17 protein-coding genes are annotated in these 16,601 nt (G+C 39.0%); 14 read left to right on the top strand and 3 right to left on the bottom strand.

Annotation, left to right across the window (positions count from 1 at the left end):
* The first annotated feature begins 3 nt into the window (after positions 1-3).
* From mutM to clpB, 14 genes are all read left to right on the top strand, one after another.
* Positions 4-840, top strand: a complete 837-nt coding sequence (gene mutM, locus OZ002_RS02340; RefSeq protein WP_002300666.1) for a DNA-formamidopyrimidine glycosylase — start codon at positions 4-6, stop codon at positions 838-840.
* Complete coding sequence (gene coaE / locus OZ002_RS02335) at positions 804-1,433, top strand: dephospho-CoA kinase (protein WP_156248979.1); 630 nt, start codon at positions 804-806, stop codon at positions 1,431-1,433. Before mutM ends, coaE begins: the two co-directional genes overlap by 37 nt.
* Positions 1,434-1,482: 49 nt before the next feature.
* A complete protein-coding gene (locus tag OZ002_RS02330) occupies positions 1,483-1,815 on the top strand; it encodes a CsbD family protein (protein ID WP_156248980.1) in 333 nt (110 codons plus the stop codon).
* A gap of 312 nt (positions 1,816-2,127) precedes the next feature.
* Positions 2,128-2,619 carry a transcriptional regulator NrdR gene (gene nrdR / locus OZ002_RS02325; RefSeq protein WP_002288327.1) on the top strand — a complete coding sequence of 164 codons (492 nt, stop codon included), beginning with the start codon at positions 2,128-2,130 and terminating at the stop codon, positions 2,617-2,619.
* 22 nt (positions 2,620-2,641) lie between these two features.
* Positions 2,642-4,015 carry a replication initiation and membrane attachment family protein gene (locus OZ002_RS02320; protein WP_002331402.1) on the top strand — a complete coding sequence of 458 codons (1,374 nt, stop codon included), beginning with the start codon at positions 2,642-2,644 and terminating at the stop codon, positions 4,013-4,015.
* Positions 4,015-4,941: a primosomal protein DnaI gene (gene dnaI, locus OZ002_RS02315; RefSeq protein ID WP_002288331.1), complete on the top strand. Its 927-nt coding sequence runs from the start codon at positions 4,015-4,017 to the stop codon at positions 4,939-4,941. Before OZ002_RS02320 ends, dnaI begins: the two co-directional genes overlap by 1 nt.
* A 128-nt stretch (positions 4,942-5,069) precedes the next feature.
* The gene (locus OZ002_RS02310; protein ID WP_002331401.1) at positions 5,070-5,510 is read left to right on the top strand and encodes a hypothetical protein; all 441 of its coding nucleotides are present in this window, start codon (positions 5,070-5,072) and stop codon (positions 5,508-5,510) included.
* 143 nt (positions 5,511-5,653) lie between these two features.
* Positions 5,654-6,355, top strand: a complete 702-nt coding sequence (locus OZ002_RS02305; RefSeq protein WP_002317743.1) for a tRNA (adenine(22)-N(1))-methyltransferase — start codon at positions 5,654-5,656, stop codon at positions 6,353-6,355.
* A complete protein-coding gene (locus OZ002_RS02300) occupies positions 6,352-7,473 on the top strand; it encodes a Nif3-like dinuclear metal center hexameric protein (RefSeq protein WP_002288338.1) in 1,122 nt (373 codons plus the stop codon). The genes OZ002_RS02305 and OZ002_RS02300 overlap by 4 nt, the downstream gene beginning before the upstream one ends.
* Positions 7,474-7,487: 14 nt before the next feature.
* Complete coding sequence (pepT, locus tag OZ002_RS02295; RefSeq protein ID WP_002331400.1) at positions 7,488-8,720, top strand: peptidase T; 1,233 nt, start codon at positions 7,488-7,490, stop codon at positions 8,718-8,720.
* Positions 8,721-8,850: 130 nt separating this feature from the next.
* A complete protein-coding gene (locus OZ002_RS02290; RefSeq protein ID WP_061605187.1) occupies positions 8,851-9,759 on the top strand; it encodes a diacylglycerol/lipid kinase family protein in 909 nt (302 codons plus the stop codon).
* Positions 9,760-9,793: 34 nt separating this feature from the next.
* Complete coding sequence (locus OZ002_RS02285; protein ID WP_002288344.1) at positions 9,794-10,066, top strand: DUF1294 domain-containing protein; 273 nt, start codon at positions 9,794-9,796, stop codon at positions 10,064-10,066.
* Between the two features lie 10 nt (positions 10,067-10,076).
* Positions 10,077-11,123 carry a lysylphosphatidylglycerol synthase transmembrane domain-containing protein gene (locus OZ002_RS02280; RefSeq protein WP_002331398.1) on the top strand — a complete coding sequence of 349 codons (1,047 nt, stop codon included), beginning with the start codon at positions 10,077-10,079 and terminating at the stop codon, positions 11,121-11,123.
* A 250-nt stretch (positions 11,124-11,373) separates the two neighbouring features.
* Positions 11,374-13,983 carry an ATP-dependent chaperone ClpB gene (clpB, locus tag OZ002_RS02275; protein WP_156248981.1) on the top strand — a complete coding sequence of 870 codons (2,610 nt, stop codon included), beginning with the start codon at positions 11,374-11,376 and terminating at the stop codon, positions 13,981-13,983.
* Between the two features lie 152 nt (positions 13,984-14,135).
* On the opposite strand, the gene OZ002_RS02270 is transcribed toward clpB, so the two are convergent.
* The 3 genes from OZ002_RS02270 to OZ002_RS02260 are packed head-to-tail and all read right to left on the bottom strand — an operon-like array spanning position 14,136 to position 16,534.
* Positions 14,136-14,822 (bottom strand): hypothetical protein, encoded by a 687-nt coding sequence (locus OZ002_RS02270; RefSeq protein WP_156248982.1) that lies wholly within the window; start codon positions 14,820-14,822, stop codon positions 14,136-14,138.
* Positions 14,800-15,294, bottom strand: coding sequence for a nucleoside 2-deoxyribosyltransferase (locus tag OZ002_RS02265; RefSeq protein ID WP_002301556.1), 495 nt, complete (start codon positions 15,292-15,294; stop codon positions 14,800-14,802). Before OZ002_RS02265 ends, OZ002_RS02270 begins: the two co-directional genes overlap by 23 nt.
* Positions 15,295-15,313: 19 nt before the next feature.
* Positions 15,314-16,534: a GNAT family N-acetyltransferase gene (locus OZ002_RS02260; protein ID WP_002331396.1), complete on the bottom strand. Its 1,221-nt coding sequence runs from the start codon at positions 16,532-16,534 to the stop codon at positions 15,314-15,316.
* Positions 16,535-16,601: the final 67 nt, after the last annotated feature.

Raw genomic sequence — 16,601 nt, 5'->3', positions numbered from 1 at the left:
AAAATGCCAGAATTACCAGAAGTAGAAACCGTTCGTAAAGGATTGGAACGGTTAGTAGTAGGAAAAACGATTCAGAAAGTGCAAGTCTTGTGGCCTAAGATCATCGAGCAACCAGAGACGCCCATCTTTGAGGCTTCTCTTGTTGGCGAAACCATCCAATCCATTGGACGTAGAGGGAAGTTTTTAATTTTTCATCTCGATCATTATGAACTGATCTCACACTTGCGAATGGAAGGAAAATATCAATTTACGAAAGAAAATACACCAATCGATAAACATACGCATGTACTTTTCTTTTTTGAGGATGGAAGCCAACTTCGCTACAACGATGTACGAAAATTTGGTCGTATGACAATCGTCGAAAAAGGAGCAAGTGCAACTTACCGAGGAATCATGAAATTGGGACCTGAGCCTTTGCCAGATAGCTTCTTATTAGCAGATTTTGCAAATGGACTGAAAAAGTCCCACAAAGCAATCAAGCCATTGCTGCTAGACCAACGTCTAGTGACTGGTCTAGGTAATATTTATGTAGATGAAGCATTATGGGAAGCGAAGATCCATCCAGAACAACCGGCGAACACACTGCGCCCCAAAGAGGTAGAACAATTACGTCTATCGATCATTGATGTTTTGGATCGTGCAATAGAAGCCGGAGGTACCACGATTCGCAGTTATTTGAATGCATTAGGAGAATCAGGCGGATTTCAAGTAGCACTGCATGTCTATCAGCAAACTGGCAAACCATGTATACGTTGTGGGACGCCGATCGTGAAAACAAAAGTGGCACAAAGGGGGACGCACTATTGTCCGAATTGTCAAAGGCTAAAAATCGCAAAGTAGGATTTGTTTTAGGTTTGACGGGTGGAATAGCTACCGGTAAAAGTACGGCAGCCAAAGTCTTTCAGTCTCATGGATTTCCTTTGATCGATGGCGATTTGATTGCCAGAGAAACTGTTGATCCTGGAACGCTTGCTCTGAGGAAAATTGTATCAGTGTTTGGCCAAGAGGTATTGCAGCCTGATGGGCAACTAGATCGAGGGAAACTTGGGATGATTGTTTTTCCATCAAAGGAAAAACGGCAAAAACTTGATCAGCTATTAGATCCGTTTATCCGAAAAGCGATAAAAGATCAAATCGCCTCTCTAAGTTCCAATCATCCTTTAGTAATTGTAGATATCCCATTGCTCTACGAAGGTCATTATGACCACTATATGGATGCAGTAGCTGTCGTTTATACTACGCCAGAAACTCAGCTTCAGCGTTTGATGAAACGTAATCAACTGACGCTAGAACAAGCGCAGCAGAGAATTAGTAGTCAGCTTCCAATCGAAGAAAAAAAGCAGCGTGCGGATATTTTGTTCGACAACAATGGAACAAAAGAAAAACTTGTGGGACAAATCGAAAATTGGCTTTTTGCTAATCGCTTTCTTTGAGTATCTGTGTCAATTTTGCTATCCTGAGTATAGAAAGTGAGGGATAGCGATGGGATCATTAAAAAATCAAAAGGATAAAGTCGTAGGTAACGCAAAAGAAAAAATCGGCGAGATACTCAATAAAGAAAATCTAATCGATGAAGGTCGTACGCAATCAGAAACAGCAGAAGAAAAAGAAAAGCGGTACCAAGCAAGAATTGATGAAATAGAAGACCAGCAGGCAGAAGAAGAAGCGAAGCGGCAAGATTTGACTCAAGAACGAAAAAATCCGACACCTGATCGTAGTAAAACACCGCTCCCAGAAAGTGACCACATTCCCGATGAGCAAAAAATCGAGGAACAGCGAATGAAACACTATACAGGAATCGAAGAGAAGTTATAAAATAGTAAAAAATCGAGATGTGACTTGAAGCAGATGAGAAGGTGTTCATCTGCTTCAAGTTTTTTGTGCTAGATGACTAAATCAGCTTTTGTATAAGTTATTTCTCAGTAATCAAGGTGATCAGTATTGGAAAATTGAAATTTGGTAAGGACAGGGGACACAATTACGCATGAAAGTAGAAAAAATTGTTCTTATATCCGTGTTTTTTGGGTAGGACAGTCGCGTTTGTGATTTGTTTCGTGTTATAATACAACTAGTTGTAAAGAAAGACACACCCTTTATATAAAAATGCGATGCAAGAGGTGAGACAAAATGAGATGTCCCAGATGTCAACATAATAATTCACGAGTAATCGACAGCCGTCAAGCAGATGATGGACGTGCGATCCGTCGCCGTCGCGAATGTGAGAATTGTTCGTTCCGATTCACTACATTTGAACGAATTGAAGCTGCTCCGTTATTAGTAATCAAGAAAAACGGGGAACGCGAAGAGTTCAATCGCGATAAAATTTTAAGAGGACTCATCCGTTCAGCAGAAAAAAGACCTGTAGCTATGGAACAAATGGAACAAATCGTCAACCATGTCGAAAACCGCGTACGCAGTCTCGGAGAAAACGAAGTATCGACGAATCTAATTGGTGAATATGTGATGGAAGATTTAGTTGATTTAGACGAAATCGCTTATATTCGTTTTGCAAGTGTTTATCGCCAGTTCAAAGATATGTCTGTTTTCTTAAAAGAGTTGCAAGATATCGTGGATAAAGCAAAAGAAAATAATAAAGAGAATAATAAAGAAAACAATTAAGAAACAAAAAGGAGGCATTTCCTTGGAAAATGCTTGGAAAGAGCTTCAACCAAAAAATATTTACCAAGGAAGAAAAGCGGCTCCGCTGAGAGAAGACAGCAAGAACGCCTTGCTGTATCTTTATCAGCCACTAATCGGCGGAGAAGCCTTGAGTATCTATTTCACCCTGTTATCAGAAATCTCTCAAGAATCTGGCAAAGGTCCTGAAGGGATGCATGCAGATCTGCTTAGTAGTCTAGGCTGCGGTATCCCGCAATTTTATGATGCAAGAAAAAAGCTAGAAGGAATCGGCTTACTGGATGTTTATTTTAAAGAAGATAGTGATCTGGGACCTCGTTTTATTTATGAGCTGTTAGAACCACTCATTCCTAAAGCATTTTTCAAAGATTCTGTTCTGGCTTTTCTTCTTCTGGAAAAAGTTGGTGAACGACGATTCCAGAAGCTTACCCAATTGTTTGAACCTAAAAGGCATACAGCAGAGGGATATCAAAAAATCACAAAAAAATTTTTAGATGTTTATCGCTTCAATGAAGCAGTGTACGCTGCTAATCAAGAAAACATCGAATCACTGAATAAATCTTTTGAAGAATCTGAATCAGTAGCATTACTTGAAGCAGATTCGACATTCGATTGGCAGTTTTTGAATGATTGGCTGGCAAAAAAACATATTGCAAGTCTTGATGATCCAATCATCAAACAAGTCGACATGTATCATCAGCTTTACGGTTTCGATGAATTGACACTTGGCGAACTGATCAGTCAATCTTATGACTTTAGTGAACAAAAAGTATCTGAAAAAGAACTGCAAAAAGCCATTTTGGCAATGCAGAGACGTCCGGTGAAGCAAACAAAAGAAACAGTTGCGGTTTCTGAAAACAGTAATGAACCCTCGTCAAACGAACATTTGACAAACGCAGCGCTTCAGCTGATAAAAGAAGCACAGAGCATTCCACCGATGAAATATCTGGAAGCAATCAAGTCAGAAAAAGGCGGATATGTTTCTAAACAAGAAAACTGGTTACTGCAAGATCTTGTTTCTCAATCAGGTCTTTCCAGTAGCGTGATCAATGTTTTGCTGAATTATGTACTAGTGATCAAGAATAATGCTAGCTTAAATGCCAGTTATGTAAATACAGTGGCAAATGAATGGGCACAAAAGAAAATCGCCACAGCAGAAGAAGCGATCCAGCACATTCGGCAAATAAGTAATCAAGCAAAACAATCAAAACAAAAGAAGCAAACAAATTATCAAACTGGCAAGCGAAATGTTCGACGGGAAAAGCTTCCTGATTGGGTCAACCAGCCAAAAGATGAAAAACAGATCAGCAGCGAGAAAAAAGCAGAGATTGACCGCCGTTTTAAAGAATACCTGGCAAAAAAGGAGGGTGACATCTAGTGGAAGACGTAGGCAAAGAATTGAAGAGGATCATCAGCAAACGCAATTATCAAGAAAAGTATGCTGAAATGATCGCTGAAGTCTTAAATGATGCGGATGTTCAAGCTTTTCTAAGCGCACACCAAGAAGAATTGACACAAGCGGATATTGAAAAAAGTTACGCTAAATTGTATGAATTCGTGCAAGAAAAGCGTAAATATCAAAAAAACGATCCAACGATGATCGCTCCCGGCTATGAGCCGAAGCTGACGTTGAATTTTCATTATGTGGATGTCACTTATGTACCAACGGAAGCATTGTTAGCACGGCAAAGACAAGAAGAAATCAGAAGCCGAGTAAAAGCAATGGATATGCCAAAAGATATTCAATCGGCTTCTTTTGAAAACTTTGAACGTACAGATGGACGAGGATATGCGAGCTTAGAAGCCCTAGATTTTGTAGAGAAATATACTGCTGATCCAAAAGGGTATCATAAAGGACTGTATCTAGTAGGAAGTTTTGGTATTGGAAAAACATATTTATTAGGAGCAACAGCGAGAGAATTAGCGATTGCTGGATTCACCACGACGCTAGTCCATTTTCCGACATTTGCCGTTGAGATGAAACAGGCAATCGGAAAAGATCAAGTGGCAGAAAAGTTAGATGCAGTGAAACGTTCACCTATTTTGATGATCGATGATATTGGTGCAGATGCGATGAGTAGTTGGATACGAGACGAAGTATTCGGTGTTATCCTTCAATATCGGATGCAGGAACAGTTACCAACCTTCTTCTCATCGAATTTTACAATGGATGAATTGGAACAGCATTTGTCCGTCACTCAACGTGGAGATGAAGAGCCGCTAAAAGCGAAACGGATAATGGAACGCATACGTTATTTGACAAAAGAAATCGAAATGACTGGTCGCAACCGACGCAATGGTTGAACAGTTGACAAGTCCAACTGACATTTGACCTAGTAGTAAAAGCAGGTCAGCGAATCATTATATGGACAGAAATGACCGGAGACAATCACCGCAACAAGTAATGCAGAAACTTAAACGGAGGATTTTTTATGAGGGCTATTTTTTCTAGTGTATCTGTAGTTGGTCTATTTTTTCTTTTAGCAGGCTGCGGTAGCGCAGATAGCAACACAGGTTCTGTTGATTCGATTGATGCGGGTCAAACAGTAAAAACAAGCAGTACGAAAACGCAGGGACAAAGCATATTTGTCGGAACGATTGAAAGTATCACTCAAGTAGAAGCAGAAGAAGAAACGCTTCAGTTGAAACTCGTCGATGTCATGGCCAAAGAAGATCCAGCGAATATGGGAACGTCATTCAGCAATGACGGAGTGATCTTAAATGCTACTGCTGAAAAAATAAGCGTGGACATAAATGAATTGAAAATCGGTGACAAAGTCCAATTTACATTAGTTGAGATGCCGATCATGACGATGTCTATCCCACCGCAAGTTCCTGGAGATTCGATTATTGATGTTTCATTGAACAAATAACCAACGATATTTTTTCAAAAATAAGAAAATGTTGTTTTATAGAACGAAAAGGTATATTTTTTAAGGAGATATGGGAATTTTTTTATTCCTAGTCTCCTTATTTTATTTGGAAAATGCTATAATTATCTAGAAGGAGTGAAGCTATGAACCATTTAGATTTATCTCAGCGCTTAGCCGCAGTGGGTGACTTTGTCCCTGAATCCGCTCGTTTAGCAGACATTGGATCAGATCACGCTTACTTACCCGTTGCATTGATATTAAGAGGAAAAATCGAATATGCAGTTGCTGGTGAAGTCGTTCAAGGTCCTTATGAATCAGCACGTAAGCAAGTCAAAAAAGATGGATTAGAAGACCGTATCACCGTACGCCTTGCAAATGGTCTAGATGCTATCCAGCCACAAGATGGTATTACAGCTGTCACGATTGCGGGTATGGGAGGTTCACTGATCCGAGATATCCTAGAAGCTGGCAAGTTGAATCAACGCTTAAGCGGACAAGAACGTTTGATCCTTCAGCCAAACATCGGAGAGCGTACATTACGATCTTGGCTGCAAGAAAATCAGTATAAAATCCAATCAGAAAAAATACTTGAAGAAAATAAAAAAATATATGAAATCATTGTAGCCGAAAAAGAACAAAAACCAGTTACTTACAATGAAATGGAGCTGATGTTCGGGCCATTTCTGCTTGAAGAGAAAAGTGAGATCTTCAAATCAAAATGGACAAGAGAGCTTCAACAAAGAAAAGCTATCCGTGAACAGCTCAAACAAGCAGCTAATCAAGAGGCACGTCAAAAACAAATCGAGCAGGAAATCCAAATGATTGAGGAGGTTTTAAAGACATGACAATCAGCGGACGCACCTTCATCCAAAAGTTTGAAAGCTATTGTCCTCAGTGGCTAGCTGAAGAAGGAGACCCAGTCGGACTGCATATCGGAACATTGGATAAGCCAATCCAACGAGTAATGATGACATTAGACGTTCGTCCAGAAGTGGTCGAAGAAGCAATCAAGAAAAAAATCGATTTGCTGATTGCTAAACATCCTCCAATCTTTCGTCCTGTAAAACGGCTGGTTACTGATCAGCCACAAGAAAAAATGTATGCAGATTTGTTGAAACATGATATTGCCGTCTATGCAGCACACACGAACATGGATATTATTTGGGATGGACTGAATGACTGGTTTTGTGAACTTCTCGGTATTGAAGTGGAGAGTTATTTAGTAAAGACTCATGAGATTCATTATAAAAAACTGGCCGTTTATGTACCTGTGGATCATGCACAGAAAATGCGTGAAGTATTAGCTGCAGCTGGTGCTGGTACACAAGGTGATTATACCGGTACAAGTTTTACCTCGATTGGACACGGTCGATTTACTCCGGAAGCTGGTGCACAACCAGCGATTGGGAAAGTAGGGAAGACAGAACAAGTTCAAGAGGCAAAAGTTGAGGTTATTTTGCCGGAAACTATCGAAAAACAAGTGATTCAAGCCATGCGGTCAGCTCATCCTTATGAGGAACCTGCTTATGATCTTTTCGCTATAGATGAACCAGTCGAAATGTTTGGGTTAGGACGAGTAGGTGAATTGCCGCAAGAAATTTCTATAGAGGCATTTGTAGAACAAGTAAAAGAAGCGTTCCAACTAGATGGACTGAGAATAGTCCAGCCAAAAAATGCAAAATCCTCTGTGAAGCGCATTGCGATTTGCGGTGGAAGCGGTGAAAAATTTTATCCGCAAGCAATCGCCCAAAGAGCAGATGTCTATATCACGGGAGATATCTATTATCATACGGCTCATGATATGCAAAGCGCTGGGTTGATCGCAATTGATCCCGGTCATTATATTGAATCGTTATGCAAGCAACGATTTATCGAGAAATTTGAATCTTGGAAACAAGAAGAAAATTGGGATATTAACTTTTTCGTTTCTGAAACAAATACAAACCCATTTCAATTTAATTAAAAGGAGAGAATACTATGTACGAAAATCTTTTGCCACGTTTTTTACGATATGTCAAAACAGAAACACGCTCCGATGCAACAAGCAAAACGACTCCATCGACTCAGACACAAGTTGCTTTTGCGCAAGAATTGAAAAAAGAATTAGAAGGGTTAGGCTTAGCTGATGTTTTCTATAATGAAGATAACGGATTCGTTATGGGAACATTACCAAGCAATGTTGATCATGAAGTGCGTTCCATTGGATTTATTTCCCACATGGATACAGCAGATTTTAATGCAGTAGGAGTCAATCCACAAATCATTGAAAACTATGATGGCGAGTCTACGATCGTACTAGATGCGGAAGAACGCTATACATTGAATACAAAAGATTTTCCAAATTTGAAAAATTATGAAGGCCACACATTGATCACAACAGATGGCAGTACATTACTGGGAGCAGATGACAAATCAGGGATTGCGGAAATCATGACTGCAATGGAGATCTTGATCAATAATCCTTCTATCCCTCACGGTACCATCAAAGTGGCTTTTGGTCCTGATGAAGAAATCGGTGTCGGAGCGGATAAATTCGATGTTGAGCAATTCGATGTAGATTTTGCTTATACAGTCGATGGTGGTCCTTTAGGTGAGTTGCAGTATGAAACGTTTAGTGCTGCTCAAGCAAATATTACGATCCAAGGGAAAAATGTACATCCTGGGACGGCAAAAGATACAATGATCAATGCTCTACAGTTAGCAATCGATTTTCATAATCAGCTTCCAGCCGATGAAGTTCCAGAAAAAACGGAAGGATACGAAGGTTTCTTCCATTTGATGGCATTGGATGGGAATCCTGAAGAAGCTTCTATGAGTTATATCATTCGCGATCATGATCGTGAAAAATTCGAAGCACGCAAAGCACAAATCACACATATCCAAGAAGAGTTGAATCAGCGATTTGATCAAGAACGAATCAAAGTAGATATGTATGATCAATATTACAACATGAAAGAAATCATTGAAAAAGATATGAGCATCGTGGAATTAGCGAAACAAGCAATGATCGAGCTTGGTATCTCTCCAGTGATCGAACCAGTTCGTGGAGGAACAGATGGTTCAAAAATCTCTTACATGGGTATTCCGACGCCAAATCTATTTGCCGGAGGAGAAAATATGCACGGACGATTCGAATTTGTTTCTTTACAAGTAATGGAAAAAGCAACAGACGTGATTGTAAAAATTGCAGAATTGAACACAAAGAGTTAAAATCAAAAAAGAACAGCTTATGACAAGGCGTTCGTCCCAATGATGGAATGTCATCTGTCTAAGGCTAAAGGGCAGGACAATGGAATTGGTTGTCCCGCCCTCTTTTTGAAGAGTAAATAGGAGGTAAAGAATGGAAAAGCTGCTAGTTTTTTATAACAAAAGTTCAGGGAAAGATGAGGGTGAGAAATTAGCACGCTGGTTTCAAGATTATGTAAAAGAAAAGCAGCCAGAATTATATGTAGAACTAGCTGAAACTGGCCCATCGATTGATGATGCGGAATTAGTCAAGAAAGCAGAAGCCATAGAAGCTGATACTTTAGTAATTATAGGTGGAGACGGCACGATTCATCATATCGTCCAAGCGTTCCAAAAAACATTATCTCAATACCATGTCGGATTACTTCCAGGTGGAACTGTCAACAACCTTGCACGTGTTCTTGAGATTCCCCTCAAAAAAGAAGAAGCTGCTGACGTGATCCTGGAAGGCAATGTACGGAAAATAGACTATGGTCAAGTCAATGATGAAGTCATTATCTCTACACTGACAATCGGAATCTTAGCAGATACAGCAGTTTGGATCAGTCAAGAAGAAAAACAGCGTTACGGCTCGTGGATCTTTATCAAGAAGTTTTTTAAGTTATTGCTGAAGAAGAAAAAATATCATTTGGATTTAGAAACAGACGAGGAGCATTGGAAAGGAAAATCCCAACTGTTGACAGTCACGATGTCTAATTCCGTGGGTGGTTTTACAAATTTTGACGACTCAGCGACCCCAGATGATGGGAAATTTCATGTAACGATCGTACCTTCCTTAGATATTTTCCGATTTATTTTTTATTTGCCTAGAATCATGAGAGGCAAATTCTATACGATCCCCGGCATTACTTATTTAACAGCCAAACGCATGAAAATCCAAGCGCAGGAAAAATCTGTGGGCACTCGAACGGATGGAGACACGACAGATGATCTTCCAGTTGAATTATCTGTTGTATCAAAAGGATTAACAGTTTATTCACCAAAGAAAGAAGAAAAAGCTTAGAAATAGTAGTTAACAGAAAGTTGGAAGAAGAGTAATGGATGTATTGTTACACAATCCTTTGTGGTTTTACCTTTTCATTGTGAATTTTTACTTGTTTTGTCTGATGGGATATGATAAACATCAGGCTAGAACTAGCGGCTGGCGTGTTCCTGAGAATAATTTGATATTTGTCAGCCTGTTAGGCGGTGGTTTGGGAGGATTGATCTCTCGAAAAGTTTTCCATCATAAAACGCGGAAAAAGAAGTTTACTATAGGATTCGCTGCAGGTGTACTTGTTGATTTGATTCTCATTTATTTTTTCCATTAAGGAGTAGGAGATGTCGTCTAAAGGAACGAAAACTAAAATCATTCTGAATCTGCTTTTGCTGATTGTGATTTTTGCCATTATTTATTATTTAATCAATCAATCATTTGCAGATATCTTTGCCGAATTGCTGTCTACCAGTGTTGTTGTTTTGTCAGCAGCTGTTATATTAGGGACAGTTTACCAAATCGCTGAAGGGCGCTCGATCAAAGAAATTGCTGAACCTTTCGCGCCGAATTTTACAACGAAAGATGGGTTCTTGACCTCTAGCTATATTGCGTTTTACCGAATCGTTTCATTTGGTACAGGAACGCTGATCTCGGAGATTTATTTTTATAACAAAAAAGGAATGAAGCTATCCCAGGGAGCAGGGGTGACAGCACTCCATATGATTATGTACAAACTGGCAGTGATCACTTATGCATTAGCTGGCTTGGTCATCCAATTCTCTCTTTTTTATTCTAATGGTCCATCAATGATCTGGTTTATCATCGCTGGTATCCTTTTGACGATCGTGATTGTTGCCTTTTTATTGGCGATGTCCGTCAGCTTGAATGTTCAAATATTTTTTGTCAGCTTATCGAATAAATTATTTAAAAGTGAGCGTTTGCGGAAATGGGTGGATACATGCAATCAGCAGATCTACTCTTTAAGGGAAACGGTCCAAACCATTATCCAAGACAGGACTGCGCTATTGCGGATTTATCTATGGAATATGTTAAAACTTGTATTTTGGTATGTACTTCCCTATTTGATTCTGATTGAAAACCATCCTAAAATAGATTTTCTACTGACCATTTCGTTTATCAGCTTTGCAGTAGTGCTTTCAGGGGTTATTCCTACGCCTGCTGGTATTGGTTCCTTTGAATTTGTCTATTTGTTATTATTCAGACCAGTTGTTGGAACAGTTGACGCAGTTTCTTCGCTTTTACTGTATCGTTTCAGTTCTTTTATCTTGCCATTTCTCTATGGATTTGTGTATGTGATTGCTGAACGGCGAAGAGTGATCAAAGAAGAAATAATAGAAGTAAAAAAAGAGAATAAAGAAAATCAAGGGTAGGTCTTTTATAAGATCTACCCTTTTTATCAAATCAAAGAAAAACGTTATGGATAAGATAATTTTACGTTTGTTTGGCTCTTTTTTTGTATACATACAATCAATTTTGTTTTTTTAAGATTTATATAAGTCGAGAAAAAAAGTCAAAAAAATATGTGTATATTTTGACCAAAATTGACCAAAGCGATATAATAGTTTTTGTAAAGATCAAAGAAATAAGTGATCTTACCTTTAATTAGGAGGGTATACCTGTATGAATATTGAGAAAATGACTACGACGCTTCAAGAAGCGATTGCTGAAGCTCAACAGATTGCGGTCACTCGAAAACACCAAGATATCGACATTGCCCATGTATGGAAAATCTTTTTACAACCTAATCATTTTGGTCGAAATTTCTATACGGATGCCGGATTGGATGTCGAATCTTTTGAACATGAAATTGATCGTCTACTGGATGAGTATCCAGTTGTTTCTGGTGGAAACGTCCAATATGGACAAAACCTCAGCCAGAATTTCTTTCGATTATTGAATGAAGCAGACCAAATACGTGAAAGCTTCGGCGACGAGTTTCTTTCAACGGAAGTCGTTATTTTAGCGTTGATGAAATTAAAAAATTATCCGTTAACTGTTTATTTGAATAAAAACGGATTATCTGAAAAAGAATTACGTAAAAACATCGAAGAGATGAGAGGAGGAGAAAGAGTGACCTCACAAAACCAAGAAGAACAATACAAAGCATTAGAAAAATACGGCGTTGATTTAGTACAGCAAGTCAAAAGCGGAAAAATGGATCCAATCATCGGTCGTGATGAAGAAATCCGTGATGTCATCCGTATTCTTTCACGAAAAACAAAAAATAATCCTGTTCTGATAGGAGAACCCGGTGTAGGGAAAACGGCAATCGTTGAAGGGCTTGCTCAACGTATCGTACGCAAAGATGTGCCTGAAAATTTAAAAGATAAAACGATTTTTTCATTAGATATGGGTGCATTGATCGCTGGAGCAAAATTCCGTGGTGAATTTGAAGAAAGACTAAAAGCAGTCTTGAAAGAAGTCAAAAAAAGTGATGGACGTATCCTCTTGTTCATCGATGAAATCCACAATATCGTAGGGGCAGGAAAAACAGAAGGAAGTATGGATGCCGGAAATCTGTTGAAACCAATGCTTGCTCGCGGTGAATTACATTTGATCGGTGCCACAACTTTAGATGAGTACCGTCAATATATGGAAAAAGACAAAGCGTTGGAACGTCGCTTTCAAAAGGTATTAGTCAAAGAACCAACAGTGGAAGATACGATCAGTATTCTGCGTGGATTAAAAGAACGTTTTGAGATCCACCATGGTGTTAACATCCATGACAACGCATTAGTAGCAGCAGCTACTTTATCTGACCGTTATATTACTGATCGGTTCTTACCGGACAAAGCAATCGATTTGATCGATGAAGCCAGTGCAACGATTCGGGTAGAAATGAACTCTATGCCAACGGAATTAGATCAAGTTACTAGACGTTTGATGCAGTTGGAAATCGAAGAAGCTGCACTGAAAAAAGAATCAGATGATGCAAGTAAAAAACGCTTGAAAAATTTGCAAGAAGAATTAGCTGAACTTCGTGAAGAAGCAAATGCGATGAAGATGCAGTGGGAAACAGAAAAAGAAGAAGTCAATTCTGTTTCAGCAAAACGTGCTGAAATCGATAAAGCAAAACACGAATTAGAAGATGCAGAAAATAACTATGATTTGGAACGCGCTGCTGTATTGCGACATGGTACGATACCTCAATTAGAAAAAGAATTGAAGGAATTAGAAGCTAAAGCAAAAGACAGCGAGATTAAGATGGTTCAAGAGTCCGTTACCGAAAATGAGATTGCTCAAGTCGTTGGCAGATTAACGGGTATTCCCGTAACGAAACTTGTAGAAGGTGAACGAGAAAAACTGATTAAATTGAATGAAACACTTCATAAACGAGTGATTGGTCAAGATGAATCAGTTGATGCGGTCAGTGACGCGGTGATTCGTTCACGTGCTGGATTGCAAGACCCAAATCGTCCTCTAGGTTCTTTCCTTTTCCTAGGACCAACTGGTGTCGGAAAAACCGAATTAGCGAAAGCGTTAGCTGAGAACTTGTTTGACTCAGAAGATCATATGGTACGGATCGATATGAGTGAATATATGGAAAAACATGCTGTGTCTCGTCTAGTCGGAGCTCCTCCAGGCTATGTAGGTTACGAAGAAGGTGGTCAATTAACGGAAGCTGTCAGACGAAATCCTTATACAATCGTCTTGTTGGATGAAATCGAAAAAGCGCATCCCGATGTCTTCAATATCTTGTTACAAGTCCTAGATGACGGACGCTTGACTGATTCAAAAGGGCGAGTAGTAGATTTCAAAAATACGGTTCTGATCATGACCAGCAATATCGGTTCACAGTTACTGCTGGAAGGCGTGACTGCTGATGGAACGATTCCAGAAGCAGTGGCTGAACAAGTCAACACGCTATTACGTGGAAACTTCAAACCAGAATTCTTGAACCGAATCGACGACACGATTTTATTTACACCATTGAGCCTAGACAACGTGAAAGGTATCGTTGACAAAATGGTGGCACAATTGGCACAACGTCTGGAACATCAAGAAATCCTGTTGACGATCAGTGATGAAGCCAAAACGTGGATCGCTGAAAATGCTTATGAACCAGCATATGGTGCAAGACCATTGAAACGATTTATCACTAAGGAAGTAGAAACACCACTAGCTAAAGAAATCGTTGCAGGGCATGTTATGCCTAAATCAAAAGTAACGATTACTTTACTTGATGGACAACTTCATTTCAAAACAGAAGAACTAGAAGAAATCGTCTAATCTTCAAATTGAGACTATAAAAGAAAAAAGGAGGTCTGACACAACTAGTGTCAGACCTCCTTTTTTCAAATAAACAGTGTTCCAGAAGTAGCTTCTTCGAAAAATAAGTCGAAATTCCTTGAAGCTGCCCGCTTCTGCCACAATCTCTTTTATTAAATATTTTTTACTTTTTCTAATTTATAACTTTCAAAATAACGCTCATCTTTTTTACTTTGAGACCAAGCAAACAATCCCATCAAGGCAGCACCTATCGTATTTGTCAGCAAGTCACCCATCGTATCCATCAATGCTACTCGTCCGACAAACAGTGTGCCGTCAGAAGCAGCAAAGCGTTGAAGATTCATGCCTAAGAATTGGTCACATAAGAATTCCCAGAACTCCCAAAACACGCCGCAAAGTCCAGCAAACGCAAAGCCGAATAAGAGGAACAACCAAGGACTGGTTTTTGATATCTCAGCATCTTTCATCAAGTAACCAATCAATCCATAGCCAAGAGCTGTCAGGACCATTGGACTCACAGCGTGTAAAATTTTGTCCCAAAAAGAGATGATACTGATCAAATGCATCCCTGTGCCTAAAAAGACAGAGATGAACAAGAAAAACCAGTAAAACAAAACGATTGCTGCTGGTATTTTAAGTTTGAAAACTTTCAAAATGACTTGTGGCATGAAAATCAATGCAATCCCTAATAAAGATTCCACGATAAATGTGATTCCTTGAGAAGTCGAATATTTTTGTGTGATAAATTCATAAAAATTATAGCAGACAACGAATATGCCAAAAGCAAGTAAAGCTATTTGCACCTTTTTGATTTCTTTAATCACTGAAAGTCCCTCCATCCAAAAATCTTTTTACTTCTGAAAGCAACTCAGTTTCTGAAGAAACCACTTTTCCGTTCAATTTGATCAGACCTATTGTATATAAGTTCAGGTAGTGAAATTGATTTTCAGCTGTTTCTTGTAGTGCAGCGATTTTTTTCGGGTGGGTTCCGCCTTGCTGTCGAGTATCAGTATATAAGCCGATCACTGGGATGCCTTTCGCATAAGCCACACCGATTTCCGATGCTACCCCGGCATCGATCGTCAAGCCATCTAGTAAAGCAATCATTAAATCACTAGCCAACACTTTTTCTGTGTCAGCAAGAGCAATCATTCGACTGTCTGCATAAGCAGTTTTGTCATTGATTGCTTCATTTTCTTGAGGAAGATAGATCGAAAGCTCAGAAGAGAGCTCTCTGATTTCTTTAACTAACTGTTGGTTATATAACAAATCACTTTTAGCAAACATTGGTGCGGCAAAATAAATTTTCATCTAAACATCATCCTTTTTATCAAAAATAATCGCTAAAGTAAGCTTCCATGTTTGGAATGATACGCTCTAGTGACTTCAGTGTTTGTTCATCTGTTTCTAACCGTTCGATTCTTGCCAAATAAGAAGCACGTCGATAATTCATCATCAAGCAAGTCAATGTTTGGATATTCAATCGAACAGGGTTTCCTATAGGTTCATTTAAGACACGGACTTGTCCCTGTTCATCCCATGTTAAAGCGAAGACACCATTATTCCAAGGAGCGACAGGATCTTCAATGATGAAATGAAAAGCATCAGCTGTTCCAACAAACGGAAACCGTTGAAGGAATTCTTTTACATCAACGATCCGAGCCATAAAATATGGTTCGATCTGCTCTTTGATCTGACTATCTTCAATCAAAAATGCTAAAGGCTCATTTTTATAAATATCTCCATGTACCCAGTAAATCATGGAAAAATGTGCGGAAATAAAGTTCCATAAGCCATTTCGAGCTTCTTGATCAAGATAGAACATTTCTTTTACGTGAAATATTTCTTCAGCTACCCAGTAGAATAGAACACCTCTTGGTTCATGGTTGCTATCGTAGTAGACAGCGGCTGTGCGCTCATCTTCATTTTCGAAACGCCAATACTCTTCCCAATGAAAATCACTGCGGAATAAAGCACCATGGTTTTGTTGGGCAAATTTGTCATAAACGGAAAATACGTCTGGATGATCAACTGGTAATCGCTCAACCATACCACTTACTGGGATTTGTTTAGGTAGCTGTGTATCTCTGATTTTAAAGGAAAGTTTATCAGACATGATTTCCCATCCTTTACGCCGATAGTAGGGGATACTGTAAGGATACAAATAAGAGATCCATTGCTTATTCTTGCGCATATTATCCAATGCAACGATAATTAGATCTTGCATCAATCCATGGTTAGCATATTCTGGATAAGTTCCAACTCCAGTCACACCACCCATTTTATAACGTGCACCGTGAATATTGACTTCACAAGGATAGATAGCGATTTGAGAGATCAGTTTATTTTCGTGGAACCATCCGAACACTTTCGATACTTCCAAAATCGGTTTTTTGGAACGGATAAAAGCTCGTTTATTCTCAAACCCGCTTTCCTCGATATCTGCTTCAGTCACTTGGAACACATAGGAAAGCAATTCATTGAATTGATCGATATGTTCTTGGGTGACCGGTTTTAATTCAAGATTTTCTCTAAAATCTTTTTGATCCATTTTTTCATCTCCATTTATTAGCTTGATAACAGTATAGCAAAATTCTACAAAAAAAACTTCTATAGCT

This window comes from Enterococcus sp. E4-150, assembly GCF_035726465.1.
Taxonomy (GTDB): domain Bacteria; phylum Bacillota; class Bacilli; order Lactobacillales; family Enterococcaceae; genus Enterococcus_B; species Enterococcus_B faecium.
Note: the sequence above shows the minus strand (reverse complement) of the source record. Positions and strands in the feature narration are given on the sequence as shown.